The sequence below is a fragment of the Roseomonas gilardii subsp. gilardii genome (assembly GCF_023078375.1).
GTDB classification, from domain to species: Bacteria; Pseudomonadota; Alphaproteobacteria; order Acetobacterales; family Acetobacteraceae; genus Roseomonas; species Roseomonas gilardii.
This window is the reverse complement of sequence record NZ_CP095555.1, coordinates 92195-105562: the sequence shown is the minus strand read 5'-3', so window position 1 is coordinate 105562 and position 13368 is coordinate 92195. Positions and strand designations below refer to the sequence as shown.

Genomic DNA, 13368 nt, shown 5'->3' with positions numbered 1-13368 from the left:
CAAGCCATGGCGCGGCTGGAGCGGGGGAGCGATCCTAACGCGCTGGTCGCCTATCGCGACGGGCTGCTGATCGTCTTCTTTGCGCTGTGCGGCCGGCGGTTGCGCTCGGTGAGCCTGCTGCAGGTCGGGGGCTTCCGGGTGGAGTTCTCGCCGGCGCAGACCAAGACGAAGCGGCGGGACCGCTTTGGGTTGCACGTGGGCTTCACGCCGTGGATGCGGCACTACCTCGACGTGATCCGCCCGGCGCTGCTGGCGGGGCGGCGGCAGGAGGCGCTGTGGATCAGCGCGCAGGGCGGGCCGCTGACCACGCATGGCATCAGCAGCCGCATCCAGCGGCTGTCGCGCGAGCGTTTCGGAATATCCTTCGGGCCACACCGCATCCGGCACAGCATCGTCACCACCGTGGCACTGCGGCTGGGCGCGCCGCCGGTCCTGGCGGCGGCCCTGGTGGGCAACACGCCGGCCGTGGCGGAGAAGAGCTACAACCACGCCGGCTCATGCCACGCCGCCGCCCTCTGTATCCTGCGCGGATGCTGCAATTTCGGCAAACCAGGAAAGCGCGACATCCATGCGGCAGAAGATCGTCCCCTGGCTCGCCTTGTGCGCGCCCCTGGCCCTTGCCGTGCCGGCAGCGGCGCAGCCGGCGGCCGATCGCGTGCTGCGCGTCGCGCCGCATGCCGATCTGCGCAACCTCGATCCGGTCTCGGCGTCGATCGTCATCACCCGCATGCACGGGCGACGAGCGCTTCTGGAAGCGCTGCAACTCCTATTTCGTGTGCGGCAGTCCCAACGGCACGGAAGCCGGCGCCGAACGTTTCGGCCGGACGGATGTGGAGGCGGCGAAGCGGCTGCTGGCGGAAGCAGGGTATCGCGGGGAGAAGGTGGTCCTGATCTCCACCCATGAGATCCCGTATATGGGCCGCATGGCGGAGGTGGCGGCGCAGGCCCTGGCCCGGGGCGGCATCAACGTGGATCTGCAGTTCACCGATTGGGGCGCCGTGTCAGCGCGCCTGCAGAACCGCGAAACCAACGACAAGGGCGGATGGGACATGTTCATCACCTTCGCCTCCGGCCCGACGATGCAGAGCCCGATGACCAACATCGGCACCAACATGGGCTGTGCCCGCGGCTGGGTCGGCTGGCCCTGCGATGCGGAGGCGGAACGGCTGCGGGCAGCGGTGGTGGATGCCCAGGGCGACGCCGCCCGGATGGCCGCCACCGAGGCGCTGCATCGCCGGCTGGCGGACTTCGCCTGGCGGCCGGTGGAGCGGCTGGAGGCGGTGGTGCTGGGGCGGAACTGGCAGCCGGCCTCCACCGGCATAGCGGTGGCGCCGGTGATCTCGGCCACCGGCCGGGTCAGCGCCGCCTCCGTGCCGCAACAGGAACCCGAGCCGCTATACCGTGTGCCTGCGCATCGGGGATCAGGCCCCGTGTGCCCTGGTGCGGCCTGGACGCTACGAAGCGCTGCGGCCGGGCACGGCCGTCGCCGTGCTGGCGCGGCGCGGGCGGATCAGCGGCCGCCTGAGCATCGCCGAGGCGCTGGAGGGTACGGCTGGCACGACGGCCGCATCCCAAGGACTCAGGGGCTCGGAGCTTGGCCTTGCGGAGAAAGGACGAGCATGTGGGACCGCGCCCGGCAAGTAGAACAGGAAAACGGCAGGCTGGCCCGGTGCAGGCTGCCGAGTACGTCCGCATGTCCACGGATGATCAGCGCTATTCCACGGAGAACCAATCGAAGGCCATCCGGTGCACGCGGTATCGAGATCGTGCAGACTTATGCCCATCATGGCAAGAGCGGTCTCAGCATCGCCGGGCGTAGTGAGCTACAGCGTCTGATCAGCGATGTCCGCAATGGCAACGCCGGTTTCAGCACCATTCTCGTTTATGATGTAATATCAAGTTCCATCGATGCAGGCTGAAGCGTGCGGGAGAGTTGTCTTCCTGCCTTGTCCTGCCCCGGGGGCCGCGCTTCGCGGGATCGCGGGCGCGGTGGCGAAAGGCCAGTACCATGGCCGGGTCGGACCGGACAGGGAAACAGGCTGGACGGCTAGCGATGGCGTCAGGGGCTGGCCTCCGCCATGCGAGACGACGGTCCTGCCGTGGGCGCCCCCCATCCCAGGCCAGGTGCGATATGCGTGACGAAATCGCCCAGGATCTGCGCGTATTCGTGCCACTCGAAGCCATAGGGCAGTTCCAGGCGGAACTCGCCGACCTCCCGCATGACGGGATCGTCCCGCAGGGCCTCCAGGATCTCCACCCCCGTTCCCACGATGTCGCGCCCAAAAAGGGTGTGCCGTTCCCCCTGTGGCACCAGGGTGCGGGCATGGCGGGATGCCGCGTAGTCCTGGTACTTCCGCCTGGTCCCGGCCGAGGCGCTGTCGAGGGGAAGGATCACGCGTCCCAGGGCGATCCTGGATAGCGCGATCCCGGGCCGCAACGCCGGTCCGGCCGCATCGCGGAAGACCCTGACCTGGGCGAGCTGCGCCTCGAACAGAGAGTCCGTGCCCTCGCCGGAGGTCAGGCTGCCCAGAAGCAGGTTCAGGCCGTTTTCCCCGGCCCAGCGGGCCGAGCCGAGCGACCCGGCGCCGTACCAGACGCGATCGGCCAGGCCCGCCGCATGCGGGCGGAGCCTCGGCCGGTGGCTGCCCGCCGCCGAGGCGATCCGACGCCCGGCCTCGCCCAGGAAGGCGCCGCGCAGATGCTCGACGAGCTGCGCGACCGGCGCGTGGGTGAAGGCGCGGCTTTCCCAGCCGGTGCCGAGGATGCGCGGCCCGAGGAGATCCAGGTACAGGGGCGTGCTGGCGCTCACGCCGATGTTGAGCCGGCCGCGGGACAGCACATCGGCCATCGAGAGATCCTCGGCCAGTCGGAACGGGTTCTCGTAGCCCATCTGGATGACTGCGGTGCCCAGCGCGATTCGCGAGGTCCGCTGCGCCGCCGCGGCCAGGAAGACGGCGCCGGAGGAGATGCCGGGTTCGAGATGTCGCTGCCTGACCCAGGCGCTATCGAAACCCAGTTCCTCGCCGAGGGCGAAGAGGCGCAGCGTATCCTCCAGCCCGGCGAGGGGGTCCTCGTCCCGGTAGTTGCCGGGGGTCAGGAAGCCGATATGGCGGATGGCCGGAACCGTCATCGCTGCACCTCAGAACCTCGGCAGGCCGGGAGGATTGGTCTGCGAGCGGTCGAGCGCCTCCGCTTCCAGCCCCCAACGCGCCAGGACCTTCGCGTAGGAGCCATCCTCCATCAGCCCGTTGACCGCTATGGTCAGCGCCTCGGCCAGCCCGCTGCCCTTGCGCGTCGTGATGGCGACGTCTGAACGCTCCGGCCAGCCGGCGCTGACTGTGCCGACCGAGCGCGAGCGGCCATCCTTCACGGCCTGATAGGTCAGGTTGGGATTCGGGCCGATATTCACGTCGATGCGTCCGGACAGCAGCGCCAGGTTGCGGGCGGTGTCGTCGTCGAAATACAGGAACTCGGTCGGCTTCAGGCCGTTCGCGACATTCTGCCTGCTCCATTGCAGCAGGATGCGCTCCTGGTTCGTTCCCGCGCCCAGGGCGAGCCGGAGACCGGCCACGTCCTTCGGCTCGCGGATCGCGGTGATCGGGCTGTCGCTGCGGACGAAGAAACCGTGCAGGCCCTGGCGGTAAGTGGAGAAGTCGAACTTCTCCTTGCGCTGCTCGGTGACGCCGATGTTGGAGATGGCCGCGTCGAAGCGCCCCGATACCAGGCCCAGCGGCCAGTCGGCCCAGGCCACCGGCACGAGTTCAAGCCGGCGCCCCAGCGCATCCGCGATCAGGGAGGCGATGTCGGGATCGGCGCCGACCACTGTGCTGGCATCCGTGGCATAGGTGGCGATCGGCGGACCACCGGGCGCGATGGCCACGGTGAAGACCTCCTCCCGCACGAAGCGGAAGCTGGCGGGGATCGCCGCCAACGCCTGCTCGTTGCGCCGCCCGCGCGGCCGGTCCGGCTGCCCCGGGCTCAGGTCGATGGCCCGCGCCGGCGACATCAGCGCGGGCGAGGCGAGCAGCAGGGCGAAGCTGGCTGCGAGGGAGCCGAGATGCCGCCGGCTGCGGCGTGGACCGGTCTCCTCGGGGTGGTCGGTCATTCCTTGATATCCTGTCTCGAATGGCGCTGCCCCGCTCCGGCGAGGCTGGGAGCCGGCAGACCCGGGGGACGCATGCTGGCGCGGTTGGTCCGTCAGCTCTTCGGCAAGCCCGGCGGATTGGTGCGGGACTGCTCGATCGCCTCCTCCGAAAGGCTCCAGCGCGCCAGCACCTTGGCATAGGCGCCATGGGCGATCTGGGTGTTGAGGGCTTTCGTCGCCGCCTCCGCCAGGCCGCTGCCCTTGCGCGTGGCGACGGCGATCTCCGCCGTCACCGGCCAGCCGCCGCTGAAGCTGCCGACCAGCCGGGTCTTGCCGTCGCGCCGGGCTTCGTAGGCAGCGATGGCATTGGGGCCGAAATAGACATCCGCGCGCCCCGACTGGATGGCGAGCGCGCGCACCGCGTCGTCGTAGTAGTATTGCAGCTCCGCGGGCTTCAGCCCCTTCGCGGCATTCTGCTGGTTCCAGCGCAGGAGGATCTGCTCCTGGTTCGTGCCGGCGCCGACGATGATCCGCAGCCCCGCGATATCCTCCGGACCCTTGATGGCGGTGATCGGCCCGGTGGTCTTCACATAGGCGCCGAGCTGGTCCTTGCGGTAGGTGGAGAAATCGAACTTCTCCTTCCGTGCCTCGGTGACGGTCACGTTGGAGATGACCGCATCGTACTTGCCGGAGGCCAGCCCGAGCGGCCAGTCCGCCCAGGCCACCGGCACGATCTCGAGCTTCCTGCCGAGCCCGTCGGCGAGAAGCTGGGCGATCCCCGGCTCGGAACCCACCGGCGTCTTGCCGTCCGCCGCGAAGCCCGCGAGCGGCAGGCGTCCGACATTGATAGCGACGGTCAGGGTGTCGTCCCGGAGGAGGCGCACATCCTTCAGCAGGGCGATCGCCGCCTCGTCGCGCTCGCCGCGGATGGGCGGCGCCGTCTCGGCCGCGAGATCGACGACCTGGGCCCGCGCGAGGGAGCACAGGCCGGCCAGTGACAGGCCTGTCAGGATGAGTCGACGCCGGATCTGTGGCACTGCCTTGTTCTCCTACGATGCTCGTGCGGGCGTCCCCCCCGGTTCCGCGCGGGATGTTTCCGTGCCGCGGCGAGGGAGGGCCGTTTCAGAGGACCTTGCTCAGGAATTCCCAGGTGCGTGGGTGTTCGGGTGCGGACAGGACGCGACCGGGTGGGCCGGTCTCGATGATCCGGCCGCCATCCATGAAGACGATCTGGTCCGCCACCTCCCGCGCGAAGCCGATCTCGTGGGTGACGATCACGAGGGTGGTGCCGAGATGCGAGAGTTCCTTGATGACATCGAGGACCTCCCCCACCAGCTCCGGGTCGAGCGCGGAGGTGGGCTCGTCGAAGAGCAGCACCTTGGGCCGCAGCGCCAGCGCGCGGGCGATCGCCACGCGCTGCTGCTGCCCGCCCGAAAGCTGGCGCGGATAGGCCGCAGCCTTGTCCGCCAGCCCCACCCTGGCCAGCAGCTCGCGCGCTCGCGCGGTAGCCTTCGCGCGGCTCTCGCCACGCACCGTCACCGGCGCCTCGATGATGTTCTCCAGAACCGTGAGATGCGGGAACAGGTTGAAATTCTGGAACACCATGCCGACATCGACCCGCCGCCGCAGGATGTCGTGCTCCTTCAGCTCGTGGAGTGTGTCGCCCTGGACGCGATAGCCGATGAGTTGCCCGTCGATGGCGATGATGCCGTCATCGACCCGTTCCAGATGGTTGATGCTTCGCAGCAGCGTGGACTTGCCCGAGCCGGAAGGCCCCAGGATCACCGTGACGCTGCCGGCCGGCACCCGCAGGCTGACATCGTCCAGCACCTTCACATCGCCGAAGGACTTCGAGACGCCGCTCACCACCACCTCACCGGCGGGGGCGCGCGCCTCCTCCGCCCATCCGCTTCCGGCGGCGGGGGCGGCCTCCGCGACAGGCAGTTCTGGCGCCAGGCCGGTGGGCGCCTGCCTGCGCCCGCGGAACCGGTCGAACAGGCCGGGTGGGAGCTGGCGCAGGGCACCGCGCGCGAAATGCCGCTCGATATGGTACTGGGCGAAGGAGAGGACGCTCAGGATCACCAAGTACCAGACGGTCGCGACCATCAGGAGCGGGATGACCTCCAGGTTCCGCCGGTAGATCACCTGGATCGTGTAGAACAGCTCCGGCAGGGCCAGGATGTAGACGACCGACGTGCCCTTCGCGAGGCCGATGATCTCGTTGAAGCCGGTGGGAAGGATCGAGCGCATCGCCTGCGGCAGCACGATGCGGGTGGCCTGCCGCCGCCGGGGAAGGCCGAGCGCCGCCGCCGCCTCGAGCTGCCCCTGGTCCACCGAGAGGATGCCGCCCCGTATGATCTCCGAGCAGAAGGCCGCCTGGTTCAGCATGAGCCCCAGGACCGCGGCCATGAAGGGGCCCATCAGCTGCGTGGTCTGGTAGCGTGCGAAGGTGATGTCGGTGAAGGGAATGCCCAGCCAGATGGTCTCGTACAGATAGCCGAGGTTGTTCAGCACCAGCAGCAGCACGATGAGCGGGATCGAACGAAGCAGCCAGACATAGGACCAGGACAGGCCCGCCAGCAGGGGCGAGCCCGAGATCCGTGCCAGGGCGAGAAGCGTTCCGAAGAGGAAGCCCAGCGCCGAGCCGAGCACCGTGAGCAGGAGTGTGCGCCCCAGCCCCTCCAGCACAGGCGCGGAGAAGAACCATTCCGCGAAGACATCCCAGCCCCAGCGCGGGTTGGTGAACACCGATTGCAGCACCAGGGCGATGACGAGCGCGGAGAAGACGGTTCCGGCGACACGCCACGGATAACGTGCCGGCACGATCCGGTAATGGCCGGAAATGGGAAGGGCAGGGGCGGGCGGCTGCGTGGCCGTTTCCCTCAGGGCGGTCGTGGCGGACATGATGGGTCTCTCGGAGAGCTTCAGCGGCGCGGCGTCATCCTGTTCGCCGGCGGGCGGAACCGACCTCGGGTCAGTGGGCCTGTCGCGGACAACAGGCCTCTGCCATCCGGCGGGGATACGGCTGACCGATAGGCTTCTCGAAGGGCAGCTTGCGATGGACCTCCGGGTCCACCTCCAGGTCGAACAGCGCCCGGTAGCCGCTGCTGAGATAGAGGCCCGCGGCTTCCGGCTGGCGGAAGCCGGTCGTGAGATAGAGGCGGGAATAACCCTGGCGCGCCGCCTGCACCTCGAGCACAGTCAGGATGCGGCGTGCGAGCCCCTGCCGACGCAGATCCTCGCGCACCCAGACGCGCTTGAGTTCCGCGGTGCTCTCGTCATGGCGCATGAAGGCGCCGCCGCCGACCGTTTCGCCGTCGCGCAGCAGCAGCAGGAAGGCCCCGTCCGGCGGGGCGAAGAGCGCCGCCGGGTAGCGTTCCAGCTCGGCCGAGGCGCCACGCGGATCGAAAAAGGTCCCGTAGCGCCGGTCATACTCGGCCAGCAACGCGTCGAGCAGCGGCCGGGCCTTCGGGTCCAACGGCGTCGTATGGAGGATGTCCAGCACCGTCCCGGACGCCATCATCAGGCGCTCCGCCGCAGCAGCGGGGGCTCGGCCGCATGGACGCTCTCGCGGAAGGGCAGGCCGAGATGATCGCGGAGCGTGCGGCCCTCCTGCACGGGGTTGTAGCGGCCGCGTTCCTGGAGGATGGGCAGGACGAGGCGCGAGAAGTCGTCGAAGCCCTCGCCGATGACGGGGAAGCCGAGGATGAAGCCATCCGCGGCCTCGGCATCCACCCAGCGGATGATTTCCTCGGCCACCGCCTCCGGGGTGCCGACGAAATTCGTCTTGGGCGTGGCGGCTTCCAGCGCCGCCTCGCGCAGGCTCAGCTTCCGTTCCCGTGCATTGCGCTTGATGGCATCGGTGGTGGACTGGAAGCTGTTGCGCCCGATATCGCCCAGATCGGGGAAGGGCGCGTCCACATCGTACTGCGTGAAATCGTGGTGGTCGAAGAAGCGGCCCAGGTAGTTGAGCGCTTCCGGCAGGGTCACCAGGTCACGGATGACCCGGAGCTTCTCCTCCGCTTCCTGTTGCGTGGCGCCGACGATGGGACCGATGCCGGGGAAGGACTTGATGGCGTCCGGGCGGCGTCCATGCGCTTCGGCACTTTGCCGGATCTTGCGGTAGAAGGCCTGGCTTTCCTCTATCGAGCGCGCATTGCTGAAGACCGCGTCAGCATGCCGGCCGGCCAGGGCGATGCCGGCGGGGGAGGAACCGGCCTGGAAAATGACCGGCTGTCCCTGCGCGGAACGTCCGATGTTGAGCGGACCCTCGACGGAAAAGAAGCGCCCCTTGTGATTCAGCCGGTGCAGCTTCGCCGGATCGAAGAAGGTGCCGCTTTCCCGGTCGCGGACGAAGGCGTCATCGTCCCAGGAATCCCACAGGCCCTTCAGCACGTCGATGTATTCCGCCGCGATCTCGTAGCGGAGGGCATGCTCGGGATGGGGGCGGCCGTAGTTCTTCGCGGACCCTTCGAGCGGCGAGGTCACGGCATTCCACCCGGCCCGGCCCCCGCTGATCAGGTCGAGCGAGGCGAACTGCCGCGCCACGGTGAAGGGATCGCTATAGGAGGTGGAGACGGTGCCGACGAGTCCGATGCGCGAGGTCACCGCGGCGAGCGCGGACAGGATGGTGAGCGGCTCGAACCGGTTCAGGAAATGCGGGATCGACTTCTCGTTGATGTAGAGCCCGTCGGCCACAAAGGCGAAGGCGATCCCCGCGGATTCGGCCTTGCGGATGGTATCGACGAAGAAGCCCAGGTTGACGCTGGCATCCGGCGGGACGCTCGGATGCTTCCAGGAATTCATGTGGCCGCCGGGGCCCTGAAGCATGATTCCGAAGGTGATGGGGCGAGTGCTCATAGCGGTGGATTATCCTTGTGCTGAGATCAGGCCGCGGCCAGGACGCGGTCCTGGGCCAGCAGCTCGATCGTCGCGATGCGCGCTTCTTCGTCAGGCACAGGCAGGTCCAGGACGAATTCCCTGATCCCGTGGCGTGAGGCCAGATGGGACAGCTCCGTCCGAACCTGCTCCGCCGTTCCCGCCAGCACCGCCGGCCTGCGTTCCTCGGTGGTGTAGCGCGTGACACCGGCCTGGCGGGCGAACTCCGCGGCCTGCTCGGCGCTGCCCACATTCACCGACTGCCCTGTTTCCAGGGTGACGCGGTAGATGCGGTGCGCGGCGAGGCGCTGCCTGGCCTCCTCCTCCGTGCGGGTGACCAGGACGGCCAGGGCCAGCATGGGCGACTGGCCCGGTGCCCGCGCCGTGAATGTCCCAAGCGTTTGCGCGAGCTGGGCGGGGTCACCGTTGAAATGGCCCGCATAGACGAAGGACCATCCGAGCCGGGCCGCCAGGATCGCGCTTTCCGGGCTCGCCCCCAGCAGGAAGCGTTCCGCCGCCACCTCGGGGCGCGGGTTGGCCACCGCGCCGGCGAGGGCATGATCCGCCGGCAGGCTGTTCCGCAGGAAGCCGTCGAGCAGTTGCAGCTTCTCGTCGAAGCCCGCCGCATCATCCCGGCGTTCCCACTGGAGGGCGCGCGTCGTGAAGGGCAGGCCGCCGGGCGCCTTGCCGATGCCCAGGTCCACGCGGTGCGGCGCCAGCGCCGCCAGAAGCTGGAAGCTCTCCGCGACCTTGTAGGGGCTGTAGTGCTGCAGCATCGCGCCGCCGGAACCGATGCGGATGCGGTCGGTGTGGGCCAAGAGATGCGAGGCCAGGATCTCCGGCGCCACGCCAGCGAGGCCGGGGGCGCCATGATGTTCCGCCAGCCAGAAACGATGATAGCCAAGCTTCTCCGCGCGCTTCGCCAGATCGATCGTGCGGCGCAGGGCCGAACTGGCTGTTTCGCCGGCAACGACAGGGCTCTTGTCGAGAATGCTGAGCAGATAGGACATGACGGCCAGCGGCTTCTTGTCTCTGTTTCCGGTAAGGACAAATTGACGGGAGCGGACCCCGGAGACAAGAGAACCGGATTGTGTAGTTCCGCGCGCGGCAACAGACATATTCTCCGCTGCCGTCTTCAACGAGTTTGTTTGCATCGGCGTGAACGACGCACGCTGCGACAGCCCTCACGCCGGCATTGCATGGCATGTCCGGGGTTCTGGTGGGCGGGTAGCATCAGGCCAGCCGTTATGAGGACGTCATTCTCTCTCGATCCCGTCCTCTACCGTGTATTCCGGACGCCGTGGTGATCGTGGTTCGGTGAGACGTTCGGAGGATGGATGATGAGCGGCGGACCCGGCTATGTTCCCCCGGGTATCTGACCCTGGAACAAGCAGAAGATCGCGCGCCATGGGACGGCCATTCGATCCGTGACGAAGTTTGGACAACAAAACCCTCTCGGTTCGCAAAACTATGGAAAATCATTCTGTTGATCTTGTTCTTCAGCAGATTTACTTCAAAGGCGACAATAAGTTATTGCCATGAAGTCAACCCAGACGGACGTCGCCGGCAAGGAACCATACTGGCCAGCACGGATGATGCTCCCCTTGTCCAGCATGTCCCGTCGCTATGACAGCAACGCTGCCATTGGCCATGCTGCCACACAGCCTTCGCCACGCTGGGCGACGTGTGCGGCTACGCGCTGTCCGAGAAGAGATCAGAGATGAGCGAAACCATCATCCATTCCTCTTTACTCGCGGCTGAGGCCCAGGTCGTGCTGGACGGGCTCGTCGCCGAATTCGCCGATCGCTATGGCACTGATCGTCCCGGCGGTGCGCGTGCCGAGGTGGACCGCTATCCGCCCGCCGCCTTTGTGCCGCCGCTGGGCGATTTCCTGGTCCTGCTGCAGGATGGCCATGTCGTCGCGGGCGGGGCCTTCATGAGCCATGACGACGAGACGGTCGAAATCAAGCGCGTCTGGACGCATCCGGCGATGCGCCGTCAGGGCTTGGCACACCGGATCATGGCGGCGCTGGAGAAGCGCGCCGGCGATCTCGGCTATACCCGCGCCTATCTGACCACCGGCTTCCGCCAGCCGGAGGCGGTCGCCCTGTACCTGAAGCTGGGCTTCCGCCCGTTGTTCGACCTGGATGCCGCCCCCGCGCTCTACCGCTCGCTGCCGTTTGAAAAGCATATCGGTGTCAAGGCGGGCCAGCCCGGTTGCTCGCCCCTGCGCCGGCCCGCCCGCTCCTTCGAAGAGGCGACAGTGGAGGTCAACGCTATCAAATCCGAGCAGGAAGCGCGCATTCTCGGACGCCTCGCACAGTTCACGCCGGTTGGGTGAAGCGGCGGTCACAACGCCCCCGCCGCCGGCGGCGGACGCCTCAGGCGGGCGTAGTTTGCGTGGAGAGGTAACGCTCCCCGCTATCGGGAAAGATGACGACGATGGTCTGGCCGGCATGTTCCGGTCGGGCGGCGACGGCCAGTGCGACGGACAGCACCGCGCCACCAGACGTTCCAACGAGGAGTCCTTCCTCTCGGGCCAGGAGCTGCGCCACCCGTCGTGCTTCGGCCACGCTCACGGCAAGGGTCTCGTCAACCACTTCCGCGTCGAAGTTACCAGGAAGCAGAGTCTTCTCGACATCCGTGACCTTGTGCACGCCCTCGATGGTCTCCGCATAGGGATGCTCCTTCGAAGGAATGGAGTCCGGACTCGGTTCCGCGACGACGATCCTGACGCCAGGCTTCTGCGCCTTCAGGAAGCGGGCGGTGCCGGAGATCGTCCCCCCCGTGCCGACAGCCCCTACGAGGACATCCACCGTGCCGTCCGTGTCCCGCCAGATCTCGGGGCCGGTGGTCTCCTCGTGGATGCGCCAGTTGGCTTGGTTGCCGCGCTGGTCCGTGAAGTACGCGTCCGGATTCTCATTCTGGATCCGCGTCAGGATCGCGTCGATCGCACCCGGTTCGAGGAACTCGTGATTGTCGATCAGGACGACCTCGGCGCCATACTGGCGCAGCACATTGATCTTCTCCTGGCTGATGATGTTCCGAAGGTAGAATTTCGTTCGGTATCCCCGCGATGCCGCCACCGCCGCCAGCCCGATGCCCGTATTGCCGCTGGTGACATCCACCAGCAGGTCGCCCGGCTTCAGACGGCCGCTGTTTTCGGCCTCCCGGATGATGCCCCAGGCTGTCCTGTCCTTGATGCTGCCGGCGGGATTCAGGTACTCGATCTTGCCGATCAGGCGGCTATCGAGATTCCACCTCTGCCGGATGCGGTGCAGTTCCAACATCGGCGTGTCGCCGACCAGATCGGAGAGACTGTCATAGATCCTACCCATGCTGCATCCTTCGCGATGATGGCACTTCGACTTGGCAGTGCGATGTCGGTGAAATCGGATTGCCCCGGCGTCGCATCGGAGGGCGCGCGGCGGACTCTGCCCTTGGCGGAGACATGCGCGGGCAGCGCCATGCTCAGGCACCGACGGACGGTGTCAGGTGCTCGCCCCGGACTGCTGGCCCGCAATCATGGCTTGGCGCACCGCGCGGATCGCTTCCGCGGATCCGGCGAAGACCCGTCCCTCCAGCGGTTTCACGGCGGAATGCCTGGCGAGGACAAGTGAGTCCGATTTCCGTTGCAGCAGGACGCCGACGAAATGCCCACGGAAGCTGATGGGCTGCGAGGTATGAAGTGGGTTGAGCGGCTCCCGAGGGCCTCTCGTGATCTGGACGGATGCTGTGTGCTGTAGGGCTACAAGGGGCAGGCAGGACATTCGGAGTTTTCCAGGGCTTGGTTCTTGATCTGCGATAGCAGGGTGACGTCATCACAGCTCAACAACAGAAAGCCTTTCGTATGACGAGGATCTGCATGGGTCCGAACTCCAGTACCATGGAGCGACAAGATCGCCGGACCGGAAGATCCTGTCGATGAAATAGACTGATCGAAGTTGTCCGACCTTCGCTGGTTTCCTTCTGTGAAGACAGGCGAATAACCGAAAATCTTCTTGATGAGGCTGTGAGTGGTCGTTTATCGGCTCCGGTGGTCTTCACCGTGCTTGCTCTGTTGAAACGCTCATGCGGCTTCAGCGAGGAGCACGGGGTTGTGGGTGAGAACGCGGAGGGCGAGTTCGCGGTTCTGGGATGGCCTCCGGCTCGCTCTCCATCTTGAATTCGCGCTGGATCAGTCCCTGGGCGTCCACGATGCAGATGCTGCTCGTCTCCAGCGAGACGTCGATCCCGGCGCAGTGGGTCATCTCGGTGCCTCCCTCAACTCATGATTCCCGAGGGTCACATGGAAGAACATCCAGCCGCAGCAACCTCCGCTACCACGCCGACCCGATTACCGTATCTAGACTACCTGGGTATTTTGAAGGGGATGGTCGCCGCACCAGAAGGTCCCGCCAACCACG

At 67.0% G+C, this 13368-nt stretch carries 10 protein-coding genes and 3 pseudogenes; 4 read left to right on the top strand and 9 right to left on the bottom strand.

From position 1 onward, the window contains the following. Positions 1-6: 6 nt before the first annotated feature. From MVG78_RS19985 to MVG78_RS19975, 3 genes and pseudogenes are all read left to right on the top strand, one after another. Positions 7-891, top strand: coding sequence for a site-specific integrase (locus MVG78_RS19985; protein ID WP_247560958.1), 885 nt, complete (start codon positions 7-9; stop codon positions 889-891). Further along, positions 774-1055, top strand: a pseudogene (locus MVG78_RS19980) (ABC transporter substrate-binding protein); the annotation flags it as partial. The gene MVG78_RS19985 and the pseudogene MVG78_RS19980, both read left to right, overlap by 118 nt. Positions 1056-1693: 638 nt before the next feature. Then, positions 1694-1892, top strand: a pseudogene (locus tag MVG78_RS19975) (recombinase family protein); the annotation flags it as partial. 167 nt (positions 1893-2059) lie between these two features. On the opposite strand, the gene MVG78_RS19970 reads toward MVG78_RS19975, so the two are convergent. The 7 genes from MVG78_RS19970 to MVG78_RS19935 all read right to left on the bottom strand — a co-directional run bounded on the left by MVG78_RS19970 (position 2060) and on the right by MVG78_RS19935 (position 9972). Then, entirely contained in the window at positions 2060-3130 is a 1071-nt protein-coding gene (locus MVG78_RS19970) for an LLM class flavin-dependent oxidoreductase (protein WP_247560956.1), read from the bottom strand. Positions 3131-3139: 9 nt separating this feature from the next. Then, positions 3140-4105 carry an ABC transporter substrate-binding protein gene (locus MVG78_RS19965; RefSeq protein WP_428480852.1) on the bottom strand — a complete coding sequence of 322 codons (966 nt, stop codon included), beginning with the start codon at positions 4103-4105 and terminating at the stop codon, positions 3140-3142. Positions 4106-4197: 92 nt separating this feature from the next. Then, a complete protein-coding gene (locus MVG78_RS19960) occupies positions 4198-5121 on the bottom strand; it encodes an ABC transporter substrate-binding protein (protein ID WP_428480851.1) in 924 nt (307 codons plus the stop codon). An 85-nt stretch (positions 5122-5206) separates the two neighbouring features. After that, positions 5207-6988, bottom strand: coding sequence for an amino acid ABC transporter permease/ATP-binding protein (locus MVG78_RS21655; protein WP_282615082.1), 1782 nt, complete (start codon positions 6986-6988; stop codon positions 5207-5209). 70 nt (positions 6989-7058) lie between these two features. Continuing rightward, on the bottom strand, positions 7059-7607 hold the full coding sequence (locus MVG78_RS19945; protein WP_428480850.1) for a GNAT family N-acetyltransferase: 549 nt from the start codon (positions 7605-7607) through the stop codon (positions 7059-7061). Continuing rightward, positions 7607-8944 (bottom strand): LLM class flavin-dependent oxidoreductase, encoded by a 1338-nt coding sequence (locus tag MVG78_RS19940; RefSeq protein ID WP_247560955.1) that lies wholly within the window; start codon positions 8942-8944, stop codon positions 7607-7609. The genes MVG78_RS19945 and MVG78_RS19940 overlap by 1 nt, the downstream gene beginning before the upstream one ends. 26 nt (positions 8945-8970) lie before the next feature. Then, entirely contained in the window at positions 8971-9972 is a 1002-nt protein-coding gene (locus tag MVG78_RS19935; protein ID WP_247560954.1) for an LLM class flavin-dependent oxidoreductase, read from the bottom strand. 710 nt (positions 9973-10682) lie between these two features. On the opposite strand from MVG78_RS19935, the gene MVG78_RS19930 reads away from it, so the two are divergent. Next, entirely contained in the window at positions 10683-11303 is a 621-nt protein-coding gene (locus MVG78_RS19930; RefSeq protein ID WP_247560953.1) for a GNAT family N-acetyltransferase, read from the top strand. 40 nt (positions 11304-11343) lie between these two features. Here MVG78_RS19930 and MVG78_RS19925 read toward each other — a convergent pair whose 3' ends face one another. Both MVG78_RS19925 and MVG78_RS19920 read right to left on the bottom strand, forming a co-directional pair. Further along, a complete protein-coding gene (locus MVG78_RS19925) occupies positions 11344-12300 on the bottom strand; it encodes a PLP-dependent cysteine synthase family protein (RefSeq protein WP_247560952.1) in 957 nt (318 codons plus the stop codon). A 798-nt stretch (positions 12301-13098) separates the two neighbouring features. After that, positions 13099-13212 (bottom strand): annotated as a pseudogene (locus MVG78_RS19920) (IS110 family transposase); the annotation flags it as partial. Positions 13213-13368 lie beyond the last annotated feature (156 nt).

Bases quoted from the DNA above. Each gene is read 5' to 3' on its own strand.
- MVG78_RS19970 (WP_247560956.1), bottom strand. From the start codon at position 3,130: ATGACGGTTCCGGCCATCCGCCATATCGGCTTCCTGACCCCCGGCAAC.
- MVG78_RS19935 (WP_247560954.1), bottom strand. From the start codon at position 9,972: ATGTCCTATCTGCTCAGCATTCTCGACAAGAGCCCTGTCGTTGCCGGC.
- MVG78_RS19985 (WP_247560958.1), top strand. From the start codon at position 7: ATGGCGCGGCTGGAGCGGGGGAGCGATCCTAACGCGCTGGTCGCCTAT.
- MVG78_RS19930 (WP_247560953.1), top strand. From the start codon at position 10,683: ATGAGCGAAACCATCATCCATTCCTCTTTACTCGCGGCTGAGGCCCAG.
- MVG78_RS19965 (WP_428480852.1), bottom strand. From the start codon at position 4,105: ATGACCGACCACCCCGAGGAGACCGGTCCACGCCGCAGCCGGCGGCAT.
- MVG78_RS19940 (WP_247560955.1), bottom strand. From the start codon at position 8,944: ATGAGCACTCGCCCCATCACCTTCGGAATCATGCTTCAGGGCCCCGGC.
- MVG78_RS19945 (WP_428480850.1), bottom strand. From the start codon at position 7,607: ATGATGGCGTCCGGGACGGTGCTGGACATCCTCCATACGACGCCGTTG.
- MVG78_RS21655 (WP_282615082.1), bottom strand. From the start codon at position 6,988: ATGTCCGCCACGACCGCCCTGAGGGAAACGGCCACGCAGCCGCCCGCC.
- MVG78_RS19925 (WP_247560952.1), bottom strand. From the start codon at position 12,300: ATGGGTAGGATCTATGACAGTCTCTCCGATCTGGTCGGCGACACGCCG.